This is a genomic window from Amycolatopsis sp. WAC 04169, from assembly GCF_003947535.1.
Taxonomy (GTDB): domain Bacteria; phylum Actinomycetota; class Actinomycetes; order Mycobacteriales; family Pseudonocardiaceae; genus Amycolatopsis; species Amycolatopsis keratiniphila.
Genome location: NZ_QHJI01000006.1, coordinates 61,977 through 87,981 on the forward strand (window position 1 = coordinate 61,977; position 26,005 = coordinate 87,981).

General features: G+C 68.9%; 22 protein-coding genes. 9 read left to right on the forward strand and 13 right to left on the reverse strand.

All coding sequences use genetic code 11. The annotated features are described in order from the left end of the window. Positions 1-47 precede the first annotated feature (47 nt). Both DMC61_RS16505 and DMC61_RS16510 read left to right on the forward strand, forming a co-directional pair. Entirely contained in the window at positions 48-1,013 is a 966-nt protein-coding gene (locus DMC61_RS16505; protein WP_125690021.1) for a helix-turn-helix domain-containing protein, read from the forward strand. 74 nt (positions 1,014-1,087) lie between these two features. After that, positions 1,088-1,276 (forward strand): DUF5302 domain-containing protein, encoded by a 189-nt coding sequence (locus tag DMC61_RS16510; protein ID WP_016332157.1) that lies wholly within the window; start codon positions 1,088-1,090, stop codon positions 1,274-1,276. A 97-nt stretch (positions 1,277-1,373) separates the two neighbouring features. Here DMC61_RS16510 and DMC61_RS16515 read toward each other — a convergent pair whose 3' ends face one another. From DMC61_RS16515 to DMC61_RS16530, 4 genes are all read right to left on the reverse strand, one after another. Next, a complete protein-coding gene (locus DMC61_RS16515) occupies positions 1,374-2,444 on the reverse strand; it encodes a Glu/Leu/Phe/Val dehydrogenase (RefSeq protein WP_125690022.1) in 1,071 nt (356 codons plus the stop codon). A gap of 159 nt (positions 2,445-2,603) precedes the next feature. Then, positions 2,604-3,797, reverse strand: coding sequence for a kynureninase (locus tag DMC61_RS16520; RefSeq protein WP_125690023.1), 1,194 nt, complete (start codon positions 3,795-3,797; stop codon positions 2,604-2,606). Then, positions 3,794-4,576: a tryptophan 2,3-dioxygenase gene (locus tag DMC61_RS16525; RefSeq protein WP_016332154.1), complete on the reverse strand. Its 783-nt coding sequence runs from the start codon at positions 4,574-4,576 to the stop codon at positions 3,794-3,796. The genes DMC61_RS16520 and DMC61_RS16525 overlap by 4 nt, the downstream gene beginning before the upstream one ends. Before the next feature lie 169 nt (positions 4,577-4,745). Further along, the gene (locus tag DMC61_RS16530; RefSeq protein WP_125690024.1) at positions 4,746-5,567 is read right to left on the reverse strand and encodes a PaaX family transcriptional regulator C-terminal domain-containing protein; all 822 of its coding nucleotides are present in this window, start codon (positions 5,565-5,567) and stop codon (positions 4,746-4,748) included. 48 nt (positions 5,568-5,615) lie between these two features. On the opposite strand from DMC61_RS16530, the gene DMC61_RS16535 reads away from it, so the two are divergent. From DMC61_RS16535 to DMC61_RS16550, 4 genes are read left to right on the forward strand one after another with little or no spacing between them, the layout of a single operon-like run. Beyond that, the gene (locus tag DMC61_RS16535) at positions 5,616-6,341 is read left to right on the forward strand and encodes a creatininase family protein (RefSeq protein ID WP_125690025.1); all 726 of its coding nucleotides are present in this window, start codon (positions 5,616-5,618) and stop codon (positions 6,339-6,341) included. Next, positions 6,338-7,840, forward strand: coding sequence for a benzoate-CoA ligase family protein (locus DMC61_RS16540; RefSeq protein ID WP_125690026.1), 1,503 nt, complete (start codon positions 6,338-6,340; stop codon positions 7,838-7,840). Before DMC61_RS16535 ends, DMC61_RS16540 begins: the two co-directional genes overlap by 4 nt. Continuing rightward, a complete protein-coding gene (locus tag DMC61_RS16545; RefSeq protein WP_037346793.1) occupies positions 7,837-8,529 on the forward strand; it encodes an SDR family NAD(P)-dependent oxidoreductase in 693 nt (230 codons plus the stop codon). The genes DMC61_RS16540 and DMC61_RS16545 overlap by 4 nt, the downstream gene beginning before the upstream one ends. Further along, positions 8,526-9,353 (forward strand): enoyl-CoA hydratase family protein, encoded by an 828-nt coding sequence (locus DMC61_RS16550; RefSeq protein ID WP_125690027.1) that lies wholly within the window; start codon positions 8,526-8,528, stop codon positions 9,351-9,353. The genes DMC61_RS16545 and DMC61_RS16550 overlap by 4 nt, the downstream gene beginning before the upstream one ends. Positions 9,354-9,498: 145 nt before the next feature. Here DMC61_RS16550 and DMC61_RS16555 read toward each other — a convergent pair whose 3' ends face one another. Continuing rightward, complete coding sequence (locus tag DMC61_RS16555; protein ID WP_125690028.1) at positions 9,499-10,752, reverse strand: HNH endonuclease signature motif containing protein; 1,254 nt, start codon at positions 10,750-10,752, stop codon at positions 9,499-9,501. Between the two features lie 124 nt (positions 10,753-10,876). Then, entirely contained in the window at positions 10,877-11,836 is a 960-nt protein-coding gene (locus DMC61_RS16560) for a YafY family protein (RefSeq protein WP_125690029.1), read from the reverse strand. 62 nt (positions 11,837-11,898) lie between these two features. Between DMC61_RS16560 and DMC61_RS16565 the strand changes: the two genes are divergently transcribed. After that, a complete protein-coding gene (locus DMC61_RS16565; RefSeq protein ID WP_125690030.1) occupies positions 11,899-12,369 on the forward strand; it encodes a VOC family protein in 471 nt (156 codons plus the stop codon). Here DMC61_RS16565 and DMC61_RS16570 read toward each other — a convergent pair. From DMC61_RS16570 to DMC61_RS16590, 5 genes are all read right to left on the reverse strand, one after another. Further along, positions 12,361-13,278 (reverse strand): SMP-30/gluconolactonase/LRE family protein, encoded by a 918-nt coding sequence (locus tag DMC61_RS16570; RefSeq protein WP_038517668.1) that lies wholly within the window; start codon positions 13,276-13,278, stop codon positions 12,361-12,363. The two genes, DMC61_RS16565 and DMC61_RS16570, sit on opposite strands and share 9 nt — an antisense overlap. 173 nt (positions 13,279-13,451) lie before the next feature. Further along, the gene (locus DMC61_RS16575) at positions 13,452-14,108 is read right to left on the reverse strand and encodes a histidine phosphatase family protein (protein WP_125690031.1); all 657 of its coding nucleotides are present in this window, start codon (positions 14,106-14,108) and stop codon (positions 13,452-13,454) included. Further along, positions 14,108-15,172, reverse strand: coding sequence for a phosphotransferase family protein (locus DMC61_RS16580; protein ID WP_125690032.1), 1,065 nt, complete (start codon positions 15,170-15,172; stop codon positions 14,108-14,110). Before DMC61_RS16580 ends, DMC61_RS16575 begins: the two co-directional genes overlap by 1 nt. Further along, positions 15,169-15,921 (reverse strand): SDR family oxidoreductase, encoded by a 753-nt coding sequence (locus DMC61_RS16585; RefSeq protein ID WP_125690033.1) that lies wholly within the window; start codon positions 15,919-15,921, stop codon positions 15,169-15,171. Before DMC61_RS16585 ends, DMC61_RS16580 begins: the two co-directional genes overlap by 4 nt. A 101-nt stretch (positions 15,922-16,022) precedes the next feature. Next, the gene (locus DMC61_RS16590) at positions 16,023-17,273 is read right to left on the reverse strand and encodes a S8 family peptidase (RefSeq protein WP_125690034.1); all 1,251 of its coding nucleotides are present in this window, start codon (positions 17,271-17,273) and stop codon (positions 16,023-16,025) included. Positions 17,274-17,534: 261 nt separating this feature from the next. Between DMC61_RS16590 and DMC61_RS16595 the strand changes: the two genes are divergently transcribed. Beyond that, entirely contained in the window at positions 17,535-18,485 is a 951-nt protein-coding gene (locus tag DMC61_RS16595) for a hypothetical protein (RefSeq protein WP_125690035.1), read from the forward strand. On the opposite strand, the gene DMC61_RS16600 is transcribed toward DMC61_RS16595, so the two are convergent. Then, positions 18,482-20,116, reverse strand: coding sequence for an acyl-CoA synthetase (locus DMC61_RS16600; protein WP_125690036.1), 1,635 nt, complete (start codon positions 20,114-20,116; stop codon positions 18,482-18,484). The two genes, DMC61_RS16595 and DMC61_RS16600, sit on opposite strands and share 4 nt — an antisense overlap. Positions 20,117-20,266: 150 nt before the next feature. Here DMC61_RS16600 and DMC61_RS16605 point away from each other — a divergent pair, with 150 nt between their 5' ends. Beyond that, positions 20,267-21,973: a bifunctional 3'-5' exonuclease/DNA polymerase gene (locus DMC61_RS16605; protein ID WP_199750013.1), complete on the forward strand. Its 1,707-nt coding sequence runs from the start codon at positions 20,267-20,269 to the stop codon at positions 21,971-21,973. 68 nt (positions 21,974-22,041) lie between these two features. On the opposite strand, the gene hrpA is transcribed toward DMC61_RS16605, so the two are convergent. Continuing rightward, positions 22,042-25,926 (reverse strand): ATP-dependent RNA helicase HrpA, encoded by a 3,885-nt coding sequence (hrpA, locus tag DMC61_RS16610; protein WP_125690038.1) that lies wholly within the window; start codon positions 25,924-25,926, stop codon positions 22,042-22,044. Between the last annotated feature and the right edge of the window lie 79 nt (positions 25,927-26,005).

The window sequence follows — 26,005 nt, forward strand, 5'->3', positions numbered from 1 at the left end:
TGTAGTCAGTAGTACGCTGACCGCGACTCCCCCTCGGAAGGAAGCACGTGACAGAGGCGACGGCGCACCGCGTCAGACCGGCGGGCGATCCACTGCGCCGCGCGCTCGAACTGCTCGGCGATCAGTGGACCTTGCTGATCCTGCAGAGCCTTTTCCTGCGCTTCCGCCGCTACGAGGAACTGCGGCTGCGGCTCGGCATCTCCCCCACCGCGTTGTCCGGGCGGCTGCGCGACATGGTCGACGCGGGCGTGCTCGTCCGCACGCCGTACCGGGACGCGCGCCGCACCCGGCACGAATACCGGCTCACCGAACGCGGCCTCGATCTGTGGCCGCTGCTGATCTCGATCTGGGCGTGGGAACGGGAATGGGTCGAGGGACGGCGTGCCGTACTGCCGACGCTGATCCATCTCGACTGCGAACTGGCCACCTCGGCGCCGCTCGGCTGCGCCTCCTGCGAACGCCGGGTCGACGCCCGCGACGTCCGCGCGCGACGGCTCGACGACACCGGCGTCGTCGAAGCGACGGCGTCGAAACGCTTCCGCCGCAAGGACGCCGAGTCCCTCGCGGGCGATCCGCTGATGTTCTTCCCGGACACCATGGAACTCCTCGGCGACCGATGGTCGACCGGGGTCGTGGTGAGCGCGCTGCTCGGGGCACGGCATTTCTCGGAGTTCGAACGCGAACTGGGCATCGGGCCGAGCGTGCTCTCAGGGCGGCTTTCGCGGCTCGTGGACGTCGGCGTGCTGCGGACCGGGGTCGCGAAGACCCGCACCGACGCGCACGACTACCGGCTGACGGCGAAAGGCCTCGCGTTCTTCCCCGCGCTGGCGTTCATCGCCGAATGGTCGCGGGGTTTCGAGGTCCCCGGCCAGGAGCCGGACATCACGCTGGAGCACGTGGACTGCGGCAACCGGCTGAAGCCGATCCTGCTGTGCGATCACTGCTGGCACCCGCTGCTGCGGGACCGGGTCCGGTTCGGCGGCCCGGTCCAGCTGCCCGCGCCGTCCAGGTGACGTAAATCGACTCGCCAAGCCGGTCGGTTCCTGACAGGCTGGCGTGGTCACACGTCGTCACCTCGGAGGTAAGAATGACTGAACCCGCACCGTCCCCGGCGGATGGCGAAGAGGACGACACGAAGCGCAAGTTCCGCGAGGCCCTGGAGCGCAAGCAGGCTCAGGCCCGCTCCGGCTCGTCGCACGAGAACGGCGGCGGGAAGAACCTGCACGCGCACGGTCCGGCGGCGAACAAGCGCACCTTCCGTCGCAAGAGCGGCTGAGTCCCCGGCACACCCAAGTGCCATGAAAGGTCCTTTCCTTGCAAAATTTGCAAGGAAAGGACCTTTCATAGCGTTCAGGGGGCCGCGTTCAGGGGAGCTACACGGTCAGGATCGACCGCAGCCCGCCGACCTCGGCCATCCGGCGTTCGGCCAGCCGGTCCGCCGCCGTCGCCGGCGGGACACCGTCGGCCTTCGCCAGCGCGAAGACCGCCTTGGTGGTGTCGAAGATGGCCGTCGTCTTGCGCTTGGCCCGCGCGAAGTCGAAGCCGCGCCGCTCGTCGTCGACCTGGATCACGCCACCGGCGTTGACCAGGTAGTCCGGCGCGAAGAGGATGCCGCGGTCGTCGAGCTGCTTGCCGACGCCCGGATGCGCGAGCTGGTTGTTGGCCGCGCCGCAGACGATCTTGGAGCGGAGCAGGCCGACGGTCTCGTCGGTGAGCACCCCGCCCAGCGCGCACGGCGCGAAGACGTCGAGTTCGGTGCGGATCAGCGCGTCGAGGTCTTCGACGACCTCGACCCCGGGGTACGCCGCTCGGGTGCGCTCGATCGCCGCGGGCGAGACGTCGGTGATGACCACCTGCGCGCCCGCCTCGATCAGATGCCCGACCAGGATGTGCCCGACCTTGCCGACCCCGGCGACGCCGACCTTGCGGCCCGCGAGCTCCGGGACACCCCAGACGGCGTCCGCGGAGGCGCGCATGCCCTGGTAGGTACCGAAAGCGGTGAGCACCGAGGAGTCGCCTGCGCCGCCGTTCTCCGGCGAGCGGCCCGTGACGAACTCCGATTCACGGGCGACGACGTCCATGTCCTGCACGTAGGTGCCCACGTCGCAGGCGGTGATGTAGCGGCCGCCCAACGTCTGGACGAACCGGCCGAAGGCGCGAAGCAGCGCTTCGGTCTTGTGCTTCTGGGGGTCGCCGATGATGACGGCCTTGCCGCCGCCGAGGTCCAGCCCGGCGAGCGCGTTCTTGTACGCCATCCCCTTCGACAGCGCGAGGACGTCCGCGAGCGCGGCGTCTTCGGATTCGTAGGGGTAGAACCGGGTCCCGCCCAGTGACGGCCCGAGCGCCGTCGAGTAGATCCCGATGATGGCCTTCAGGCCGGTGGCCTGGTCTTGACAGAAGACGACCTGTTCATGGCCGGTACCTTGGCCGAACACTTCGGTCACTGTGGTGACTCCTTGTCCTGGAGTGCACGCTGCTTGTGGCTCACGTGCGAAGTTCCTGCAACAAGGCACAGCCCCCGACGAAGGTCGTCCGGCGGCGACGGTGCCACATCGCAAACCTAGATCGCCCCGGTCCGTTCGCCAAGCCGGGGGCGAGGTGTCTCAGCCGGTGACGACCTCTCGAAGGACGTGGAGCGCGGAATCGAGCTGCCGGTCGGACAGATACGGGGCCGGCCCGAACCTCAGGTACGCGCCGCGGCTGTCGGTCCGGACGCCGCGTTCGGCGAGCGCGGCCTGCAGCGCACCGGCGTCGGCGCACTTCAGCGACAGGAAGCCGCCGATACGGTCCAGCGGCGTCTCCCTGTCGCGGGTGATGACGTCCTCGGGCAACCCGAGCCGGTCGAAGCCCTCGGCGAGGAAGCCCACCTGGTGCCGCGACACCTCGCGCAGGAATTCGGGCGTGAGCCCGTGCTCGGCGAAGAACCGGAAGACGCGAGCGCCCCGGTAGTGGCTCGTCGGGTCGTAGGTCGCACCGGCGAACCTGTCCGATCCGGCGGCGTAGGCGATCTGGCCGGGCCGGCGCTCGTCCGCGAGCGCGCCGAACTCGGCGTACCAGCCGGTGACGACCGGCCGCAGTTCCTGCGCATGCGCGGGCATCCGCAGGAAGCAGTTGCCCTCGCCGAGCTGGAGGTACTTGTACCCGCCGCCGAGCACCCAGGCGTTGGTGAGCCCGAGGTCGTGCAGCGAGAACGGGACGACGCCGAGCGCGTGGTAGGCGTCGACGACGAGGTTCACCGACTTCGAAAGGCAGACGTCGGCGAGATGCGCGAGGCCCGGCACGAGCCGGGAGGTCTCGAACAGCACGGCCGAGACGAGCACGGCGGCGGTGTCTTCGGTGACCTCGGCCGCGACACGTTCGGCCAGCGTGGCGACCGGCGCCGCGGGGACGCGGACCACCTCGACGCCTTCCTCCGCCAGCCTGCCCAGCTGACGGCGCAGGGTGTGGAACTCGCCGTCGGTGGTGACCAGGCGCGGGCGGCGAGGCAGGTCCATCGCCGAGAGGAACCGGATCACCAGGTCGTGGGTGCTGGCACCGAGCGCGATGGCGCCGTGCGGATCGCCGAGCAGCGCCCGGAACCCGGCCCGCATCTCGTCGGCCTTCGCGAAGGCACGGTCCCATTTCGTGTCGACCTCTTCGGCCGCGTCGGCGAAGGCTTCGAGAAGACCTTCCCGCGCGACGTCCGGCCACGCCTGATGCGAGTGCCCGGTGAGCAGGATCCGGTCCGCCACACCGAAGGCCTGATAGTGCTCCGCGAGCGCGTTGGGCTCGCGGCGGAGTTCGTCGAGGTTCGTCAAAGCCTGCTCCGCACCGCCCAGAGATCCGGGAACATCGGGGAGAAAAGCGTCGTACGCAGATAGTGCGCGCCCGACGAACCCCCCGTCCCGGTCTTGTCTCCGATGGTGCGCTCGACCATCTTCACGTGCCGATACCGCCACTCCTGCATCCCTTCGTCCAGATCGACCAGGTGCTCCGCCACGACGGACGGCCCGGTGTCGTCGCGGTAGACCCGCAACAGAACCTCTTGGAGCGCCGGAGAGGGTTCGAGTGGCTTGGTGACATCGCGCCCGGTCGGGACGTCGTACTCCTTCACCGCGAGGTAGGTGACGAAGGAGTCGAAGAGCGACGGCCGTGACATCGCGTCCGCGATCTGGGCGCGCTGTTCACCGCCTTCGGGGTAATGCGCGAACACCCGCTCGTCCCGGCGGCCGAGGACGGCCTCCAGGACACGGAACTGAGCCGACTGGAACCCGCTCGAAGCGTCGAGTCGCGCACGGAAACTGGTGAACTGGCTCGGAGTCATCGTCTCGAGCACATCGATCTGCGCGACCACCACCTTGAAGATAGTCAGGATTCGGCGCAAAGTGCGGACGGCGTGAGCGGTGTTACCCGCTTCGAGTTGCTCCTGCAGGTAAAGCGCCTCGTGGAGAACTTGTTTGAACCAAAGTTCATACACTTGGTGGATCACGATGAAGAGCAATTCGTCGTGCTCGTCGGACCGCGGATGCTGTGCGTCCAGCAATTCGTCCAGCGAAAGGTAGGACGTGTAACTCAATGCGGCCTGAGTGTCGTTCATTTTTCTGTCACTCCATCGATATCGCGCCGACCGTGATCGCGCTGCCAGGGCGCACTCTTCCCGATCAGCGCACGTTGCCCACGACGGCGCCCTGCCATCGCGATCACGGGGCCTTCCGGCCGAAAACGGCGCGACCCCGAAAAGATCAAGAGCCCCTTCCGGTCACCTGTCACTTTTCAGTCACCTCGTCGAAATGGCGTTGCGCCGCCGGGGCCAGCGCCTGATAGAGATCATGGAACAACTCGACCGCCGCCGCCCGGCACGGCGGAGCGGGCACCAGCCCGACCGGAAGCTCCGGATCGAGCGACGGGAAGGCGCGGAACGTGTGCGTCAGCCAGGTTCGGACCTGGAACGCCTCGGCGTCAGGCAGGTCGCCTGAATATCCGCCGAAATCTCGGACGAAAGCGTCGTAACGCGCGGCGAGGCCGTCGAGGTTCCACGCCCGCGCGGCGAACCGCCGGACATCGAGACCCGCCGAGGGCTTCCCGAGCATCAGCCCGGCGTGTTCGGCGACGTCCAGTTCGGCCAGCAGGGCGAGCACCTCGGCCTCGCGGTCGTGCGGGGCGATCCAGGTGCCGTCCTGTACCGGGCCGAAACCGAGGAAGCGCAGCCGCCGCACCAACCGCTCCCTGGCCTGGCGGCGGCTTTCCGGGATGCTCTGCCACAGCACCGTCCACTGCCCGACCTCGCGCTCGCGCCTGCCGAGGGAGAAGATCCGGCGGTCGCCGTCCTCCAGCAGCGCGATCGTGCGGCGGGTCAGCGAGTAGTGGACGAGCCTGCCCGCCTTGTGCCGCGCGAGCAGGTCGCGGCGGGCGAGCCGGGCCAGCGCGATCCGCGCGGCGCCGTCGGAGAAGCCGAGCCCGGCGAGCACGCCGACCAGGCCGCCGGACCAGACACGACGGCTCTCGCGCGGCGACACGTAGGTGCCGAGCAGCGTCATCACCAGTTCCTGGGGACCTGGGTCGCCGTGGGGCGGGGCCGATTCGGGCATGAGCGCAACTCTATACACCTCAGGCCGCTGCGGTGTAGCTTGATTCGAGTGACGTACTTCGCGGAGTTGAGCTCGCGTCAGGTGGCCGCACTCGCGTCCGACGCGCGCGTTCCCGTGCTGCTGCTCCCGGTGGGCGCCGTCGAGCCGCACGGACCGCACGCGCCGCTGGGCACCGATCCCCTGATCTCGCGCGGGATGTGCGAACGTGCCGCCGCGCGGCTGGCCGGCGATCCCGGTCTGCGCGTGCTGATCCTGCCCGAGGTGCCGTACGGGGTGACGCGGTTCGCCGCCGGGTTCGCGGGCGGCGTCTCGATCGGCGAAGAGACCCTGTACGCGCTGCTGACCGAGATCTGCGGCGCCCTCACCGAACAGGGACTCACCCGGATTCTGCTGGTCAACAACCATTTCGAACCGGCACATCTGGCCGTACTGCGCCGGGTGGTGGAGACGGCGGGCGTCGGCTTCGTCGACCTCGTCCGTCGCCGGTACGCCGCGCGGCTCACCGACGAGTTCCGCTCGGGCGAATGCCATGCCGGGCAGTACGAGACGTCGCTGGTGCTCGCCGACCGGCCGGATCTCGTCGACGCCACCGTCCAGCGCGCGCTGCCCGCGGTCCACGTCGACCTGGCGCGCGGCGGGGTCACGGATTTCGCCTCGGCCGGGATGACCGAGGCCTACTGCGGAACCCCCGCCCAGGCGACCGCCGAGGAAGGCGAGAAGACCTTCTCGGTGCTCACCGACATCCTGGTCGAAGCGATCCGGGAGCTCGTATGACCTTCAATCTGGCGACCCATTTCGTCGACCGTCTCCCCGGGCAGCGGACGGCGTTGCTGTGCGGCGACGAGGAAATCACGTACGCGCAGCTCGGGGCACTGGTGAACCGCGCTGGGAACGTGCTGCGGGAACTCGGTGTCCGAAGTGGACAGCGGGTCCTGCTGGCGCTGAACGACGGCGTCGAGTTCGTGGCCGTCTGGTACGCGGCGCAGAAGATCGGCGCGGTCACCGCCGAGGTCTATTCCTTCCTGCAGCCCAAGGATTACGCGTACTACCTCGGCTACACCGAGGCCGTCGTCGTCATCGCGGACGCCTCGACGTTGCCCGCGCTGCGCGAAGCCGGGGCACGGAACCTGCTGGTCGTCGGCGACGTGGAGTTGCTGCCCGGCGAGCACTCGTTCTCCACGCTGACCGCCTCGGCACCGGACGAGCTGGAAGCCGCGCCGACCACACTCGACGACGTCGCGATCTGGAAGTTCACCACCGGCAGCACCGGTGCGCCCAAGGCGTGCGTGCACCCCGCGCGCAGCGCGCTGGAAAGCTTCGACCGGTACGCGCTCGGCGTGCTCGGACTCCGCGAGGACGACCGCGTGCTGGCCGTGCCGAAGCTGTTCTTCGGCTACGCGCGCGATTTGACGGCCTTGTTCCCGTTCGGCGTCGGCGCGTCCGGCATCGTCTTCCCGCAGCGCAGCACTGCCGACCTGCTGTTCTCGCTGATCGAGCGCTACCGGCCGACGATCCTGGTCAACGTGCCGACCATGATGAGCGCGATGATCGCCCATCCGGCGGCGTCTACTGTGGACATGAGCTCCCTACGGCTGGCGACATCGGCGGGCGAGGGGTTGCCGTCCGAGCTGCATCGCAAGTGGGACAACCTGTTCGGTGTCCCGGTGATCGACGGGATCGGCTCGTCGGAGGCCTACCACATCTACCTGTCCAACGTGCCCGGCGCGCAGCGGGTCGGCAGCCTCGGCCGCGAGGTCCCCGGCTACACCGCCCGCGTGCTGGACGAGAGCGGCGATCCGTTGCCGGACGGGGAGATCGGCACCCTGGAGGTGACCGGCCCGACCATCGCCCGCGAGTACCACGGCGACGCGGAGAAGACCGCGCGGACGTTCCACGGCGACACCCTGCGCACCGGCGACCTGTTCAGCCGCGACACCGACGGGTACTTCCATCACCACGGCCGCGCCGACGACCTGCTCAAGGTGTCGGGCGTGTTCGTCGCGCCGAGCGAGATCGAAGACTGTCTCATCGGTCATCCCGCCGTCGTCGACTGCGCGGTGCTGGGCGTGACCGTCGACGGCCTCGTCGTCCCGCGGGCGTGCGTCGTCCTGGCCGAGGGCGCTTCCGTCACGGCCGAGGAACTCAAGGACCACGCGCGGGCAAACCTGGCGAAGCACAAATACCCGCGCGAGGTGGTCTTCGTGACCGAACTCCCCCGCACCGCCAACGGAAAACTCGATCGGCGCGCGCTGCGCCGGGTGGAGGCAGAGTGAGCAGGATCGTCGTCGTCACCGGCGGGACCCGCGGGATCGGCGCGGCCATCGCCGCCCGGTTCCGGGCCGCCGGCGACAAGGTGCACGCCCCCGGCCGGGCCGACTGCGACGTCACCGACGAAGACGCCGTCGCGCGGTACTTCGACGGTCTCGGCCCGGTGGACGTGCTGGTGAACAACGCCGGGATCTCGGCGAGCGCCCCGCTGGCGAAGACGTCGCTGGAGCAGTGGCGGACCCAGTTCGAGGTCAACGCGACCGGCGCTTTCCTGTGCACGCGGGCGGTTCTGCCCGGAATGCGGTCGCGCGACACCGGGCGGATCGTCACCGTCGCCTCGACGGCGTCGCATATCGGCTACCGCTACACGGCCGGCTACACCGCGTCGAAGCACGCCGCCGTCGGCCTGATGCGGGCGACCGCCGCGGAACTGGCGGGCACCGGTGTCACCGCGAACGCCGTGTGCCCGGCCTTCGTGCGCACGGACATGACGGCCGCCTCCGTCGCCCGGATCCAGGAACGGACCGGCCGCGACGAAGCCGACGCGGAAGCCGCCCTCGCCGCCGCGTCGCCGCTCGGCCGCCTGCTCGAACCCGACGAGGTCGCCCACGCGGTGACCTTCTTCGCGGCGCCCGAAGCCGCCGCGATCAACGGACAGACACTCGTCCTCGATGGAGGTGGGATCCAGTCATGAGCCCGTTCCGCGCCACGCCGCCGATCACGACGGACTGGGAGCACTTCGAGTTCACCGTGGACGACGGCGTCGCCACGGTCACCTTGAACCGCCCCGACAAACTGAACGCGCTCACCTTCGACAGCTACGCCGACCTGCGCGACCTGCTGGCCGAACTGCCGCATCGCGGCGACGTCCGGGTGTTGGTCATCACCGGGCAGGGGCGTGGTTTCTGCTCCGGCGGCGACGTCGAAGAGATCATCGGCGAACTGCAGAAGATGGAGTCCGCGGAACTGCTGGAGTTCACGCGGATGACCGGCGCGGTGGTGAAGGCACTGCGGGAATGCCCCATCCCGGTGATCGCCGCGGTGAACGGTGTCGCCGCGGGCGCGGGCTCGGTGATCGCGCTGGCGAGCGACTTCCGGCTGCTGGCGTCGTCGGCGAAGTTCGCCTTCCTGTTCACGAAGGTCGGCCTGGCCGGTGCGGACATGGGCTCGGCGTATCTGCTGCCGCGCCTGGTCGGGCTGGGCCGGGCGACCGAACTGCTGATGCTGGGCGACAAGATCGACGCCGCCCGGGCCGAGACCATCGGGCTGGCCTCGAAAGTGGTTCCCGACGACTCGCTGGCTTCGGAGGCTTCCGCGTTGGCTCGGCGTCTTGCCGATGGACCGGCTTTGGCTTACAGCACGACGAAGGTGCTGCTGACGCGTGAGCTCGACATGGATTTGGGGAGTTCCATCGAGCTGGAGGCGATCACGCAGGCCTTGCTGATGACGGCGAAGGATCATGGGGAGTTCTATGCGGCCTGGACGTCTGGGCGTTCGCCTCAGTGGACTGGCCGGTGAGGACTTTTCGCTGATCGTCGCTTTGTCGGGTGTCGCCGGCCTTCGGGCGATGCACTGTGTGGATTTTGGGACGTCAGATGCCCCAAAATCCACACAGTCATGACGAGGGGCCCGTCGCCGGTGTGGCCGACGGGCTCCTCGGTTTTCAGACGTGATGCAGGGTGTTACGGCGGGGTTGTCGGAGCGGGTCCCGGTATTGGGGCGGGATGAACTCCGGTAACCCATCGGCCGCCATCAGTACTTCCCAGTCACCGTGGTGAATCAACCGATGATGGAAACCACAGAGCAGCACGAGGTTCCGGAGGTCGGTGGGTCCGCCGTCTGCCCAGTGATGAATGTGGTGGGCGTGGCAGTTCTTGGGTTTTCGATGGCAGCCGGGGAAGGCGCAGCCGCCGTCGCGGATGTTCAGTGCCCGTCTCTGGCCGGGAGTGACGAACCGTCTCAGCCGTCCCATATCCAGTGGTTCACCCGAGGCTCCCAACACGACCGGCAACATCAGGCAATCGCAGGCCGCTAGCCGCGCTTCGCGGGCGGTCATCGTCCCGACAAAGTCGAGACACGCGGTCCCGAGACCGGATTTGAGTTCGTCGAGTCCGATGGTGACATGGACGAGGGTGCGGTAGCCGCTGGTGCCGGGCTGATCGGGGCAGGCGATGGCCAGATCCAGGAGCTCGGCCCAGGCGTCGCCCATGCGTTCGCACTTCATCCGCAGATCCGCCTGCCCGAACTCATCGACCGGGCGTGGCTGGGCATGTGCTTCCAAGGCGGCCGCCGTGCGGGCACCGGTCTCATTATCGAGGAGGCCGGTGAGTTTCCAGAACCCGTCCCTGCGGCGTTCCAGAGTGATTTCCCGGCGTGGTTCCTTGGGTTCAGGATCCTTCGGCTCGTTGCCGTCGGGGTCCAGCCAGGCCAGCAGTTTCGCCTCAGCCTCGACGAGCTGGTGAGGACCGGCGTTCGGGGCAAGCTCGGCCAGGATCTTCTCCGCGCTCGCCCGATCCCCAGCCGAGGTGTCGGCCGGGAGCTTCTTCAAGATCTCCAGGATCTGATCGATCCGCTCATCCCCGACCAACCCCTCGGCGGCGACCGCCGCAGTCGCCGGAGCGACAGGCGGAACCTCCGTACCGTCCAAGGCTCGGGTGGGGTTCAAGGCGAGAGCCCGCTTCACCACCGCGCCCGCTTCGCCGCGCGACAACCCCGCCATCTCCGCGAACCAGCTCGCCGTACTTCCATGCCCGTATAAGTCTTTGACGCCCCGATTCTCGATCTCCGCCAGAAACTGCCCCAACCCGGCAGTGGCCATGCGAATCACCTGCAAGAACTGCTGCACGCCATGCGCAAGCTCCAGCTTGCCAGCGCGCCACAACTCCTGCGGCAACTCGGGGAGGAAGGTCTCGGACACCCCTCAATAATACCGCAAACACGTCGAACACGTGTTCGTAATTTTAAGCAACAAGTCAACTCGCACCGACAACACTGAAGGGTGAAACAGTCGCCAACGCCGAATCACCCTGAGCGACCCGCATTTAGTCGGCTAAATGCGAAGACAAAGAACCGGCAGCTGAAAGCAACCGATCGGCCAGAACCCGGCACCGCTCCCCCAATTCCACCGGTTCGATCACCTCGAACGCATGCCCCAGCACCACCACGTGCATCAGCAGGAAATCGAGATCCCCGGCCCCGCTCACCACCTCGCACCGCGACCGGCCCCGTTCCCGCACCACCGCGGCCGACGCCGGGATCTGCGAACGCACGACCGGAGCGGGCGCGTGCACCAAAAACCGCGCCTGGTGCCGGTAGACGCGGCTGGCGATGTTCTCCTGCACGTACGTCGCCGCGTCCGGCGCCTCGCGCGGGCGGAAACGCCACGACCGCGCGGAAACCTCGGTCATCTTGTCGACGCGGAAGGTGCGCCAGTCGTCGCGGTCGAGGTCGTAGGCGAGCAGATACCAGCGCCGCCCCGAGGCCACCAAGCGATACGGCTCGACCCGCCGCGGCGTGGAACCCGAAGACGGATACTCGAAGGCCACCTCGAACTCGTCGCGACAAGCGCGAGCCAGGGTCATGAGCACGTCGGGGTCGATCGGAGCGCGGCTTCCGTCGAAGGCCACCACCGAGCCGGACAGCGCGCTCACCTCGTGCCGCAGTCTGGTCGGGAGCACCCGGTCGAGTTTCGTCAAAGCCCGCAGCGCGGCTTCCCCGCTGCCCGCGCCGGCGAGCAGCGAGACCGCGGTGGCGATCGCCTCCTCGTCGTCCAGCAGCAGCGGCGGCATGTCGTGGCCGGGCCCGAGCTGGTAGCCCCCGCCGACCCCGTTACTCGCCTGCACCGGGTAGCCGAGCGCGCGCAGCCGCTCGACGTCGCGGCGGATCGTGCGCGGCGTGACCCCGAGCCGCTCCCCCAGCTCCGGGCCGGTCCACACGGCACGCTGCTGCAACAGCCCGAGCAGGGTGAGCACCCGCTCGGTCGTCCCCCGCTCGTCCTCCATGTCACCCACTCTGCCAGAGATAGCGGACCGATCCTGTCCGCTAGGCATGTCAGAGTGATCCCATGAACCGCAAGAGCCGCGAATTCCAGGTCAGCTTCGACGCCCTCGACCCGAAAGCCTTGTCCACCTTCTGGCGCGACGCTCTGGGCTACGTCCACCCCGGCCCGCCCGGGGTCGAGGTTCCCCAGGGCACCGACCCGCTGGACGCGTGGGACGAGTTCCTCGAGCGGGTCGGCGTGCCCGCGGACCAGCGCAACAGCCGCTCGGCCCTCGAAGACCCGGCGGGCGAAGGGCCGCGGATCTTCTTCCAGCAGGTCCCGGAGGACAAGATCGCGAAGAACCGCGTCCACCTCGACATCCGCGCCGCTCCCGGGCTGGAGGGAGACGAGCGCATGGCGGCGCTCGAAGCCGAATGCGACCGTCTCGTCGCCCTGGGCGCGACGCGAGTGAAGCGTTTCGAGCCCGAGCAGCCGTTGAGCCTCGGCTTCATCGTGATGAACGACCCGGAGGGCAACGAGTTCTGCCTAGACTGACGTCACCGCGATCGCGTTGTCCTCCAGGGAACCGAAGTAGAGGGTCCCGGCCCGCTCGCGGACGCCGACGAGCACGTGGAACCCGTCGATCTCCCCGCGCAGTTCGTGGACGAGCTTCCCGTCCGGAGTCACGCCCCGCACCCCGCATTCCCGCGCGGGTGCGGGCTGCAGGGCCGTCGGCAGCGCCCGGACACCGGCCCGCAGCGGCGCGGGGAGCTTCTGCACCAAGGAAAGCGCGGGGACCTTCGGGCTGGCCACGGTGATCCAGATCAGCCCGTCGCTGCCGGTCGAGATGTTGTCGGGATAGCCCCACAGATCGTCGACGAGGTAGTCCCGCGTGCCCGCCTTGTCGCCCGTGAGCCACACGCGCGCGACCCGGTAGGCGCCGGTCTCCGCGACGGCCACATAGGACTCGTCGGGCGGCAGCGCGACACCGTTGGCGAACTGGAAACCGTCCGCGAGCTGCTCGATCTTCCCGTCCGGCGTGCGGCGCAGGAGCCGGCCGCCGCCGGTCTGCTCGATCAGGTCGTCGCGCCATTTCTCGATGCCGAAGCGGCGCGACGAGTCGGTGAAGTACACCGTGCCGTCGGAGGCGACGGCGGCGTTGTTGCAGAACACGAAGTCGAGCCCCACCGCCGAAGTCGCCAGCGTGGTGACCGGGCCGCCCGCGAGGGGCATGGTGAGCAGACCGGCCTTGGCGTCGCAGATCAGGAGGTCTTCGCCGTAGAACTCCAGGCCCAGCGGACGGCCGCCGGTGTCGCCGAGGACGTCGATCCGCTTGCCGTCCGGCGTGACGCGCAGGATCCGCCCGTCGTCGACGCCGGTGTAGATCCGCCCCTGGTCGTCGACCACGACGTCCTCGGGACCGTGCCCGTTGACCGGGATGACCGTGACCTCGCCGAACGCCATCGCGTTTCTCCTAGTGTCGCGCACCGGAATGCGGTGCATGAGTCGGTGGATCCAGGTTTCCGCTGGCGGTGTTGCCGGTTCGTCCTCGTACCGGGTTGTACTCGGGCGGACCGGCAATGCCGCCAGCGGGAAGCTGGGCCGCCGAATCGTGTGCCACATTCCGGTGCGCGACACTAGCGGTACGTGAGCAGTTGTGCGGCTTCCGCCTCGAAATGCGGATGTTCGTTGAACGACAACAGGGTCACCCCGCCGCGGCCGGACACCAGTTTGGTGATGCCCGCGTTCACGGTGACCCGGTTCAGTTTCAGCAGTCCCGCCTCCGGCGTGCCCATGAGCGCGCCGCAGACCGTCGCGATCACCCCGCCGGAGCTGAAGACGACCGCGTGCTCGCCCTTGCCCAGCGAAGCCACGACGTCGGCCAGCGCGCCCTTGACCCGCTCCAGGAACCGGGGCCAGGTCTCGGCACACGGACTCGAATCCCCCGCCGACACCCACGCGTTCAGGGCACCGTCCAATGCGGCCTGGTACGCCCGCGAGTCGGTCTGCTGGACACCGGCGGCGTGATACTTCGCGATGTCGACGTGGTCGTACTCGTTCCAGCGTTCGTCCTCGACGACGGCGATCCCGGAACCGAGCACCTTCAACGCCGTCGCGGCCGTGTCCCGTTGGCGGGCAAGGGAACCCGCCCGCGCCTGGGTGAACTCGACGCCTCGCCGGAGCAGTTCCTCGCCGACCACAGTGGACTGTTCGAAGCCGCGAGGCGAGAGCTGGTCGTAGTTCGCCGCGCCGAACGACGCCTGCCCGTGCCGGACCAGGTAGATCGCGCCCATCAGGCGTGCCCTTTCGCGATGATCCGGCGGCAGCGGCCGTCGAGGTAACCGACGAACTGCCAGAGATCCTTCAGCGCCGGATTGGTCGTCTGCCCCGCGTGGTAGCGGTAGTAGATCTGCTGGATCACCACCGCGAGCCGGAACAGGCCGTACACCTCGTAAAACGTCCAGTCGCCGATTTCGAGGCCGGACCGCTCCGCGTACCGTCGCACGAATTCCTCGCGCGTGTACATCCCCGGCAGGTGCGTCGGCTGGCGACGGCTGAGCTTCATGACGTCGTCATCGTCGTCCTGCACCCAGTACGCCAGGGTGCTGCCCAGTTCCATCAGCGGATCGCCGAGGGTGGCCATCTCCCAGTCGAGCACGCCGACGATGCCCAGGTCGTCGTCGAGCACCAGATTGTCGAGCCGGTAGTCGTTGTGGATCAGGCAGATCTTCACCTCGGACGGCTGGTTCTCCTTCAGCCACGCCATCACCTCGGCGCAGTCCGGGACGTTCTCCGTGCGTGCCTTGAGGAACCGCTCCGACCAGCCGCGCACCTGACGCTCGACGTAGCCGGCGCCCTTGCCGAGGTCGGCCAGCCCGGCGGCCTCGACGTCGACGGCGTGCAGCTCGACGAGCCGGTCGACGACCTTGCCGCACAGTTCGCGCGCGCTGTCCGGCGACAGGTCGAGCCCGGCGGGCAGATCTCCGCGCAGGATCAGGCCTTCGAGCCGCTCCATCACGTAGAAGTCGCCGCCGAGCACGGTTTCGTCGTCGCAGAAGGCGAGAACCTCGGGCACGTACGGAAAGACGGGCCGCAACCCCTGCTGGACCCGGAACTCGCGGCGCATGTCGTGCGCGGACGCGGCCTTGTGCCCCAGCGGCGGGCGCCGCAGGATCAGCTCGCGATCCGGATAGGTCAGCAGATAGGTGAGGTTCGAGGCGCCACCGGGGAACTGGCGGACCCCGGGCGGCGCATCGCCGAGCCCGGGCACCCGCGCGGCCAGCCAGGCGTGCACCGCGGCCGGGTCGAACGAGTCCTCACCGCGTACCTCGACGGTCTTGTCCGCGGCCAAGGTCATGCGAACTTCTTCAGCACCGACGCCGGGACCAACGGGAACACCTTGGCGAGCACGGCCCATGGCCACGAGGGCACATACGCCTTCGCGGCTTCTGATTCGATCGCCTTGACCAGTGCCTGCGCACCCGCCTCGGCCCTCGTCCCGAGCGGGACCTTCGTGATGTCCTCGTTCATCTCCGATTCGATGAATCCGGGGAGCAGCGTGGTGACCTTGATAGGCGTCTTCATCAGCTCGATCCGCGTGCCTTCCGCCAAAGCCGAGACACCCGCCTTCGAGGCGGCGTAGGCGGTCAGATTGCCGGGGAAGGCGCGAAGCGCGGAGAACGAGGAGACCACCACGAGGTGGCCTTCCTTCTGTTTCCGGAAAATGCCGACGGCGGCTTCGATCTGGGCGGCCGCGGCGAGGAAGTTCGTCTGCAGGGTCTGACGGTTGGCGTCGAACCGGCCCGAGCCGATGGGCTGTCCCTTGCCGAGCCCCGCGTTCACGATCACGCGATCGAGGGAGCCGAGCTCCTCACGGAACTCCTCGAAGACGGCGAAGACCTGGTCGTGGTCGTTCACGTCCAGCTTCCGGGTGACCACGGTGATGCCGGGGTACGCCTTCTTGAGGTCCGCGGCGAGGGCTTCGAGCCGGTCGACCCGGCGGGCGGCCAGTGCCAGATTGCGGCCTCTCGCGGCGTACTGCCTGGCCATTCCTTCGCCGAGTCCGGAGCTCGCCCCGGTGATCAGGATGTTCTTCCGCAGCACCATGGGCAGGAGCTTACCCGTTGGTAACAAGTCTGGGATCCCCTCGGACAGGGGGCTGCCCCCGGCGCCTGGAGTTCGCCGGGGGCAGCCTGTCCGCAAGGGTCTTACTTGACCTGGAGCAGCTTGTTGGCCGTTCCACCGGTCGGGTTGCTGATCTTGCCGTCCGCGGCCGCGCCGACGAGACCTTCGGCGACCTGGGCCGGGGTGGCGTCGGGGTGCGCCGAGAGGTACAGCGCGGCGGCACCGGCGACGTGCGGCGCGGCCATCGAGGTACCGCTGATGGTGTTGGTGGCGTCGTCACCGGTCGCCCACGACGAGGTGATGTCGACACCCGGCGCGTACAGGTCCACGACCGAACCGTAGTTCGAGAAGCTGGCCTGCTTGTCGGTCTTGTCGCTGGCGGCCACCGTGATGGCCTCCTTCACCCGGGCCGGGGAGGTGGTGCCGGCGTCGGAGGACTCGTTGCCCGCCGCGAGCGCGAAGGTCACGCCCTTGTCGATGGCACCCTTGACCGCCGCGTCCAGGGCGTCGTCCGCGCCGCCGCCCAGGCTCATGTTGGCGACCGACGGGCCCTTGGCGTTCGCCGCGACCCAGTCGACCCCGGCGACGACACCCTCGGTGGTGCCGCTGCCGTTGGCGTCCAGCACGCGGACACCGACGATCTTCACGCCCTTGGCGAGGCCGTGGTCCGTGCCGCCGATGGTGCCGGCGACGTGCGTGCCGTGGCCGTGCTCGTCGTTGGGGGTGTCGTCGTTGTCGACGAAGTCCTTGCCGCCGGTCGCGCGGTCACCGAAGTCCTTGTGCGAACCGCGGACACCGGTGTCGATGACGTAGGCGGTGACGTTGTCGGCCTTCGTCGGGTACGTGTACTTGTTGTCGAGCGGGAGGTCCGCCTGGTCGACCCGGTCCAGGCCCCACGACGGCGGGTTGTCCTGGGTCTCGCTGATCTTGAACGTCTTGTTCTGGACGACGTACGCGACCTGCGGGTCGGCGGCGAGGCGCTTCGCGGCGGCCTCGTCGGCCTTGATCGAGAAGCCGTTCAGCGCCGAGCCGAAGGTGCGGGACAGCGTGGTGCCGTACTGACCGGTGAGGCCCTGCGCCTTCGCGGCCACGTTCGCGGTGATCTCGCTCGCCGCGGCCACGCCCTGGCCGACGGCGGTGGGCTTGAGGACGACGATGTAGCTGCCGCCGACCGCGTTGGCCGCACCCGCGCCGCGGATCTCGCCCTGCTGCTCGGCGTTGGCCGCGCCCGCGCCGAACGTGGCGACCGCCGCGGTCACACCGGCGAGGGCGACTCCCGCCACGAGGCCGCTACGGGTCTTTCGGGACTTCAGGTTCTTCCGGGACTTGCTCACTGGTTCCCTTCCTGCCGCACCGTGCGGATCACCCGGGAGGATGATCGTTGTTGAGAGCCATGCAAGCCGGTGCCCAGGTGGGCGGGCAATGATTCACAGTTACCAGTACTAGGCCATCCGGAGTAACCGCGCTCGTCCGGAAAGTCGTTTTCGCCTGGCAGAAGGCGCCCCTGAAGCGTTACCTCAGACTGTTAAAGTTATTCGTGTTGTTATCAACCGGGCGGTGTCAGGGAACGGCAGACGGGGGCGGTCGGGCAGCATATGGTGGCGGGGAGCGCGGCGGACCGAGTGACCACGGACGATGACGATCAACCGCGTACCGCGTTCGCCACCGCGTTGCGTTCGGCCATCGCGACGAGCGGCCTGAGCCTCGACCGTATCCAAGCCCGGCTGCTCGCGCGCGGCGCGTCGGTGAGCGTGACCGCGCTGAGTTACTGGCAATCGGGCAAACGTCAGCCGGAACGGCAGAGTTCGCTGTCCGCCGTCCGGGTTCTCGAAGAGGTTTTGGCGATCCCCGCCGGATCGCTGCTCAGCCTGCTGCCGCCGCCGCGGCCACGCGGGGCCTCGTCACGCCGCAGCCGGGCCACCACCGAGCAGCCGCTGACCTTCCCGCTCGAAGCGCTCCAGGCGCTGCTGGAGAAGGTCGGCGCGCCCAACGCGCTCGAACAACACCATCAGCTGAAGCTCGTCGGCCTGCACGACCTGTGCGAGATCGCCGAGGACGGCGGGCAGCGCGCGGTGACCGCGCGGGCGGTGTTCCAGGCGGGCGCGGACGGGCAGGACCGCTGGCTGCTGGTGTACGCCCAGGGCGACCCGGAAGCGGGGCCGCCGGCGCTGAACACGCTGCGCAACTGCCATGTCGGCCGCGCCGAGGTCGACGACGAGCACGGGCTCACGGTGGCCGAACTGCTCTTCGACCGGCCCATCGATCGCGGCGAGACTCACCTGATCGAGTACTCGCTGACCAACCCCGGGCCGCCGTACCCGGAATGCCGGAACACGCATTACCGCGAGTTCCGGCGTCCCGTACGCGAGTACCTGCTGGAGGTCCGGTTCGATCCGGAGTCCAGCCCGGCGAAGTGCTGGCAGTATTCGCGCCAAGGCACGTCGCCGATGGACCGGAAGGAACTCAAACCGGACCAGGGCAACGGCGTCCACGCCGTCGCGCTCGACTTCGGTCCCGGCGTCTTCGGCATCGACTGGGAGTACTAGCGCAGCTTGTTGCGCAGCACCTTCCCGGTCGCGTTGCGCGGAAGCTCGTCGAGGAATTCGACGTCACGCGGCACCTTGTACCGGGCGAGGTTCGCCTTGACGTACTCGCGCACGCCGTCGACGTCCAGGTCCGACTTCTCGGCCCGCACCACGAACGCTTTCAGCCGCTGCCCGAACTCGGGATCCTCGACGCCGACGACCGCGGCTTCGATCACGTCCTCGCGTTCGACCAGGAGGTTCTCCACCTCGATCGGGAAGACGTTCTCGCCGCCGGAGACGATCATCTCGTCGTCGCGGCCGTCGATGAACAGCAGGCCGTCCTCGTCGAAGTGCCCGACGTCGCCGCTGGAGAGCAGCCCGTCGATGATCTCCTTGTTGCGCCCGTCGGTGTAGCCCTGGAAGCTCAGCCCGCTGCCGACGAACACCCGGCCGGTGACATGCGGCTCGGTGATCTTGCCGCCCTTTTCGTCGTACAGCGCCACCTTGCAGCCCACCGGCGCGCGGCCGACGGTGCCCGGCGCCTTGCGCCAGTCCTCGGGCGTCGCGACCGTCGCGACCGCGACCTCGGTGGAGCCGTAGAGGTTGTGCACGACGTCGCCGAACGCGGCGGTCGCGCGGTTCCCCAGATCCGGGGACAGCGCGGAGCCGGCGACGAAGATGATCCGCAGGCTCGACGTGTCGTACTTGGCGCGGATCTCCTCGGGCAGGTCGACGATGCGCTGCAGCATCGTCGGCACGAGGACCAGCGTGGTGCAGCGGTTCTCCGCGACCCCGCGCAACGTCTCCTCCGGCACGAACTTGCGCCGCATGACGACCTTCGAACCGAGCGCGAAGGACAGGATGAACTGCGACAACCCGGTGCCGTGGAACAGCGGCGCGCCCATGTAGGTCGCTTCGCCGGTGCGCAGCGGGATGCGGTCGAGGAACTGCGCGGAGGCGAGCGCGGAGGTGTGCGGCCGCGGCGCGCCCTTCGGTGTCCCCGTGGTGCCGCTGGTCAGCAGGATGAACCCGCCGGGTTTGGCGGGGGCGGGCCACGGACGGTCGTCGGTGCTGGCGACCAGTTCGGCGACGACCGGGATGCCGGCCGGGCGCGCGGTGTCCGAATCGACCCAGGCGAGGTAGTGCTCGACGTCGCCCTCGACGGCGTCCAGCAGGTCGGTGAACTCCTGGTCGTAGACGAGCGCGGTGACGCCTTCACGCTTCGCGACGTCCGCGAGCTGGGGTTTGGCGAACCCGGTGTTCATCAGCAGCAGCTTGGCGCCGAGTTTGCCCGAGGCGAGCATCGTCAGCACGAGACCGCGGTGGTCGCGGCACAGTGCGGCGATCACCGAACCCGGGCCGAGGCCGCGTTCGGACCACGCCCTGGCCAGCGCGTTCGACTGGGTGTCGAGCTGCTTGAAGGTCAGCGGCCCCAGCTCGTCGATGATGCCGGTCGCGGTCGGGTCGCGGCGGGCGGCGATCATGTTCGCCCCGGCGAACGGGCCCCACTTCCGCACCATGACCAGCGAACGCAGGCCCTCGTCCACCCGAGGGATCGGGAGCAGGCCCGCTTGCCGCATCACGTCGATGCTGCGCACGGTCTCGGTCACCTTGCCCGCCACCAGGGTGGCGAGGCCGGTGGGGTTTCTCATCCGGGCACCTCCGTTGCTGCTGCGGCGAGACACCATGCCACCGGCGGTTCGCGTACCGGCGGTATGGGGTTGCTACTCGACAGTAGCCGACCGATAGCGCAGGCGCACTAGCCGTCTGGTGACAGAAATGTCGGAGGGAACCACCACAATGTGAGTGTGCAGGCGATCGCAGGTCAAGAGGAGGATGGCGACTTCGCGATCGCACTTTCCGGGCAGCCGCCGCGGCGCGGCCTGAAGCTCGCGGAGTTCGTCGGTGAAGTACGGAGTTTGGAGGCGGAGCATTCACCCCGTTGGGTGTTCCCATCGGTCGAAGGGACGTACCCCGCGCTGATCAAGGCGGGCGTCCAGGTGCGGCGCTGCCACGACCTGACGTTGATCGAGGGATTGCTCCTGGCCCACGAGGGGCGGCCGCAGGAGTCGCGAAGCCTGCGCGCGGCGTTGGCCAGGGCGAACGGGCAGGAGCCTCCCGCCGACGAGCCGCCGCTCTGGGCCGAGGACGACCAGCCGACGCTGTTCGAGACGCGCGGCCCGCGGCTGCCCGCCGGTGTCACGGTGATCGACGCGGCGCGACGGGTGCTGGCCGAGCAGGAGAAACGGGTCGCGCTGACCGACCATCCGGAGCGGCTCCGGCTGCTCTTCGCGGCGGAGTCGGCGAGCGCGCTGGCGGCCGCGGAGATGTCGGCCGACGGGCTGCCGTGGCGTGCGGACCTGCATTTGGCGTTGCTCGCCGAGCAGCTCGGCCCCCGTGTCCCGGCCGGGCACCGGCCGAAGCGGCTGGTCGAGCTGGCGGCGAAGATCAGCGACGCGTTCGGCGGACGCCCGGTCAACCCGGACGCCCCGGCCAGCGTCGTCCGCGCGCTCGGCCGGGAGGGCATCGAGGTCTCGTCGGCGAGGAAGTACCTGCTGCGCGACATCGACCATCCCGCCGTCCCGCCGCTGCTGGAGTACAAGGAGCTCGCGCGGCTGCATTCGGCCAACGGATGGACGTGGCTCGACGAGTGGGTGCGCGATGGGCGGTTCCGCCCGCATTACGTCGTCGGTGGGGTCGTCTCCGGCCGCTGGGCGAGCCGGGGCGGGGGCGCGCTGCAGATCCCGAAGGTCCTGCGGACCTGCGTCCGGGCCGATCCGGGCTGGAAACTGGTGGTCGCCGACGCCGCGCAGCTGGAGCCGCGGGTGCTCACGGCGTTGTCCGGGGACCGCAAGCTGGCCGACGTCGCCGCGGCCACCGATCTGTACGCGAGTCTCGCCGAGGCGATGTTCTCCGGCGTGCGCCGGGTGCCGGTGCCCGCGTGGGACGACAGGGACGACCGGGACCGCGCGAAGATCGCGATGCTGTCGGCGATGTACGGCGGCACGTCCGGCGAGGCCGGACCGCTGCTGGCGTTGCTGCGGACCAGGTTCCCGGACGCGGTGTCCTATGTGGAGCGTGCCGCGCAGGCCGGGGAACGCGGGGAGCGCGTCCGCTCGCGGCTGGGCCGGACGTCGCCCGCGCCGTCGGAGGCTTGGCGCGCGCTGACCGGTGGCGTCGCGGCGGACGAGGCCGGCGAGCTGAAGGCGCGTCAGGCGTCGCGGAACTGGGGCCGGTTCACCCGCAACTTCGTCGTACAGGCGAGTGCGGCGGACATGACCGCGGTCCTGCTGGCGACCCTGCGCGGCAGGCTCCCCTCCCCCGCGCACCTGGTGTTCTTCCAGCACGACGAGGTCCTGGTGCACACCCCGGCCGAGTTCGCCGACGAGGTCTCGCAGTCCATTGTGGACAGCATGACCGAGGCGGCGCGGCTGCTCTTCGGTGCCGCCTGCCCGGTCCGGTTCCCGCTGCACATCGCCGCCGTGGACACCTACGCCGACGCCAAGTGACCGCATTTAGTCCTCTAAATGCGGTCTACGTCCGTCACGCTCGGCTGGGTGCCCTCGCATTTAGAGGACTAAATGCGGGCGGCGTCGTCCAGGGCCTTGATGACCCGCTTCAGCGAGACGGGGTGGGCGGTACCCAGGGTCTGGGCGAAGAAGCTCACCCGCAGTTCCTCGATCATCCACCGGATCTCCCGCAGCGCGGGCGACGAAGTGCCCGGCGGCAGCGCGTCGAGGGCGGCCTGGTACTCGTTGCGGAGCCAGGCGATGTCGCCGGTGCGCTGGATGTCCCGGGTCGGCTCGGTCGGGAGCTTCTCCAGCCGCCGTTCGATCCCCCGCAGGTACCGGACGACGTGCTTGAGCCTGTCCTGCCCGGTCTCGGTGACGAAACCCTTGTGCACCAGCCCATCCAACTGCGAACGGATATCCGCGAGCGAGTCCTTCGGGCCACGCGTGTCGGCCAGCCGGGTTTCGACGTCGTTGGCCGCGCGCAGGATCTTCTCGACGTTGGTCAGCACGTCGAGCACCCCGGCGTTCAGGCCCGCGCGCACCTTTTCCAGCAGGACGGCGAATCCCGCCTCGTCCCAGCGCGGTCCACCGTTGTCGGCCACGAGCTTGTCGACAGCGCAATCCACACAGTCTTCGAGCAACGCCGCCACCGAACCGTGCGGATTCCGGTTCAGCACGAGTTTCGACGAGTTGCCGAGGCTGCGGGTGATGAACTTCATCGGCGACGGGATGTTCAGCCGCAGCATCCGCCGCGTACCCGCCCACATCGACTGTTCCTGCTGGCCCGGCGTGTCCAGCAGCCGCACCGCCACGGAACCGCCTTCGTCGACCAGCGCCGGATACGCCTTGACGTCGTGCCCGCGCTGCTTGCTCGCGAACACCTTCGGCAACTCGCCGAACGCGGGCGTCGTCAACCCCTCGCGCTCGATGCTGTCGGCGGCCTTGGAGATCGTCGCGCGCACCTGGCCGCTCAGATCCCGTTTGAGCGCCTCGATGTCCTTGCCCTCGGACACCTTCTTGCCGCGGACGTCGACGACGCGGAACGTCATCTTCAGATGCTCGGGAACCGTCGACAGCTGCCACGCGTCGTCCGGGATCACCACCCCGCGCAACGCCTCCAGCTCGTCGGCGACGGCGTGCAGCAGCGGCCCGTCGGCCGGGCCGACTCGCGAAAGCACCAGCTTCGCGTGGTCGGGCGCCGGCACGAAGTTGCGCCGGATCGCCTTGGGCAGCGACTTGATCAGCTGCGTCACCAGTTCTTCGCGCAGGCCGGGAACCTGCCAGTCGAAACCGTCCGGGGTCACCTGGTTCAGCACCGGCAGCGGGATGTGCACGGTGACCCCGTCCGCGTCGGCACCCGGCTCGAACTGGTACGTGAGCTTGAAGGTCTGCGTGCCCTGCGTCCAGAAGTCGGGGTAGTCGGCCTCGCGCACGCCGCCCGCGGTCTCGTTGATGAGCATCGTCTTCTCGAAGCTCAGCAGATCCGGCTGGGTGTGCCGCGCCTTCTTCCACCAGCTGTCGAAATGCCGCGCGGAGACGACGTCGGCCGGGACGCGCTGGTCGTAGAACTCGAACAGCGTCTCGTCGTCGACCAGGATGTCGCGACGGCGGGCCCGGTTCTCCAGGTCCTCGACCTCGTCGAGCAGCGCGCGGTTCTCGCGGAAGAAGTGGTGCCGGGTCTCCCAGTCGCCCTCGACCAGCGCGTGCCGGATGAACAGCTCGCGGCTGACCTCGGGATCGATGCGGCCGTAGTTCACCCGGCGGTCGGCGACGAGCGGGACGCCGTACAGCGTGACCTTCTCCTTCGCCATCACCGCACCCTGCTTGCGTTCCCAGTGCGGTTCGGAGTAGTTCCGCTTCACGACGTGCCCGGCGAGCGGCTCCACCCATTCCGGCTCGATCCGCGCGTTGACCCGGCCCCACAGGCGCGAGGTCTCGACGAGTTCGGCCGACATGACGAACCGCGGCTGCTTCTTGAACAGCGCCGACCCCGGGAACACCGAGAACCGGGCCCCGCGCGCGCCGAGATAGTCGCCCTTGGCCGGATCCTTGAGGCCGACATGCGACAACAGCCCGGCGATCAGCGACGTGTGCACACGTTGCGGATCGGCCGGGCCGGAGGTGGAGAGGGTGATGCCGAGCGGTTTGGCCAGCTGGCGCAGCTGGCTGAAGATGTCCTGCCATTCACGGATGCGCAGGTAGTTCAGGTACTCGTTGCGGCACATCCGGCGGAACTGGTTGGTGGACAACGCATTCTGCTGCTCGCTGACGTACTCCCACAGGTTGAGGTACGCCAGGAAGTCCGACGTCTTGTCCGCGAACCGCGCGTGCTGCTCGTCCGCCGCCTGCTGCTTCTCCGCCGGCCGCTCGCGCGGGTCCTGGATGGACAGTGCGGCGGCGATGATCATCACTTCGCGGACGCAGCCGTTGCGCGAGGCCTCCAGCACCATCCGCGCCATCCGCGGGTCCACCGGGAGCAGCGCGAGTTTGCGGCCGATCTCGGTGAGCTTCTTGCCGTCCGACATCTCGAAGGCGCCGAGCTCCTGCAGGAGCTGGACACCGTCGGTGACCTGACGGCGATCCGGCGGCTCCACGAAGGGGAACGCCGCGATGTCGCCGAGGCCGAGCGAGGTCATCTGCAGGATGACCGAAGCGAGGTTGGTCCGCAGGATCTCCGGGTCGGTGAACTCGGGCCGTGCGTCGAAGTCGTCCTCGGAGTACAGGCGGATGCAGATACCGTCCGACGTCCGGCCGCAGCGGCCCTTGCGCTGGTTCGCCGACGCCTGCGAGACCGGCTCGATCGGCAGCCGCTGCACCTTGGTGCGGTGGCTGTAGCGCGAGATCCGCGCGGTGCCCGGGTCGACGACGTATTTGATACCCGGCACGGTCAGCGAGGTCTCGGCGACGTTCGTCGCGAGTACGACGCGGCGCCCGGTGTGGCGCTGGAACACCCGATGCTGGTCCGACGACGAAAGCCGCGCGTACAGCGGCAGGATCTCGGTGTTCCTGAGGTCCTGTTTGGACAGCGCGTCCGCGGCGTCGCGGATCTCCCGCTCGCCGGAGAGGAACACCAGGATGTCGCCCGGGCCCTCGTGCTGGAGCTCGTCGACGGCGTCGCAGATGGCCTGCGTCTGGTCCCGGTCCTGATCGGCGTCCGGATCGTCCGGGTCGATGATCGGCCGGTAGCGGACCTCCACCGGATACGTCCGGCCCGAGACCTCCACGATCGGCGCGTCGTCGAAATGCTTGGAGAACCGCTCCGGATCGATCGTCGCCGAGGTGATGATCACCTTGAGGTCGGGGCGCCGAGGCAGGAGCTGTTTGACGTAGCCGAGGATGAAGTCGATGTTGAGGCTGCGTTCGTGGGCCTCGTCGATGATCAGCGTGTCGTACTGGCGCAGCATCCGGTCGGTCTGGATCTCGGCGAGCAGGATGCCGTCGGTCATCAGCTTGACCAGCGTGTCCTGGCCGGACTGGTCGGTGAACCGGACCTTGTAGCCGACGGTCTCGCCGAGCTCGGTGTTCAGCTCGGAGGCGATGCGATCGGCCACCGTGCGCGCGGCCAGCCGCCGCGGCTGCGTATGCCCGATCTGGCCCCGGATGCCGCGGCCGAGTTCGAGGCAGATCTTGGGCAGCTGGGTCGTCTTCCCCGAACCGGTCTCGCCGGCGACGATCACCACCTGGTGGTCGCGGATGGCCTCGGCGATCTCGTCCTTCCGCTGGCTGACCGGCAGCTCTTCGGGGAACGAGATCTTCGGGACGCTGTCCCGCCTGCGGGTGATCCGGAGTTCGGCGGCCTCGATGTCGGCCTCGATCTGCGCGGCGATCGACTCCGCGTCGCGCGCTTTGCGGGCACCGTCGAGCCGGCGCCGGAGGCGGTGCTCGTCGCGCGACATCAATTCGGGCAGGCGAGCGCGCAGGGCGCCGAGCGGGGAAGGTTGAGAAGCCATGACCGGCACCAGGATAGCCGTGCGTGACGATCCGGGCCTCCGAATATCCCGCACGTCACCACCACCCCGCGCATTTCGT

Coding starts and splice junctions, on each gene's coding strand:
- DMC61_RS16600 (WP_125690036.1), bottom strand. CDS start 20,116: ATGAGAAACCCCACCGGCCTCGCCACCCTGGTGGCGGGCAAGGTGACC.
- DMC61_RS16575 (WP_125690031.1), bottom strand. CDS start 14,108: ATGGGCGCGATCTACCTGGTCCGGCACGGGCAGGCGTCGTTCGGCGCG.
- DMC61_RS16510 (WP_016332157.1), top strand. CDS start 1,088: ATGACTGAACCCGCACCGTCCCCGGCGGATGGCGAAGAGGACGACACG.
- DMC61_RS16540 (WP_125690026.1), top strand. CDS start 6,338: ATGACCTTCAATCTGGCGACCCATTTCGTCGACCGTCTCCCCGGGCAG.
- DMC61_RS16595 (WP_125690035.1), top strand. CDS start 17,535: ATGGTGGCGGGGAGCGCGGCGGACCGAGTGACCACGGACGATGACGAT.
- hrpA (WP_125690038.1), bottom strand. CDS start 25,926: ATGGCTTCTCAACCTTCCCCGCTCGGCGCCCTGCGCGCTCGCCTGCCC.
- DMC61_RS16530 (WP_125690024.1), bottom strand. CDS start 5,567: ATGCCCGAATCGGCCCCGCCCCACGGCGACCCAGGTCCCCAGGAACTG.
- DMC61_RS16585 (WP_125690033.1), bottom strand. CDS start 15,921: ATGGTGCTGCGGAAGAACATCCTGATCACCGGGGCGAGCTCCGGACTC.
- DMC61_RS16560 (WP_125690029.1), bottom strand. CDS start 11,836: ATGGAGGACGAGCGGGGGACGACCGAGCGGGTGCTCACCCTGCTCGGG.
- DMC61_RS16570 (WP_038517668.1), bottom strand. CDS start 13,278: ATGGCGTTCGGCGAGGTCACGGTCATCCCGGTCAACGGGCACGGTCCC.
- DMC61_RS16565 (WP_125690030.1), top strand. CDS start 11,899: ATGAACCGCAAGAGCCGCGAATTCCAGGTCAGCTTCGACGCCCTCGAC.
- DMC61_RS16550 (WP_125690027.1), top strand. CDS start 8,526: ATGAGCCCGTTCCGCGCCACGCCGCCGATCACGACGGACTGGGAGCAC.
- DMC61_RS16525 (WP_016332154.1), bottom strand. CDS start 4,576: ATGAACGACACTCAGGCCGCATTGAGTTACACGTCCTACCTTTCGCTG.
- DMC61_RS16580 (WP_125690032.1), bottom strand. CDS start 15,172: ATGACCTTGGCCGCGGACAAGACCGTCGAGGTACGCGGTGAGGACTCG.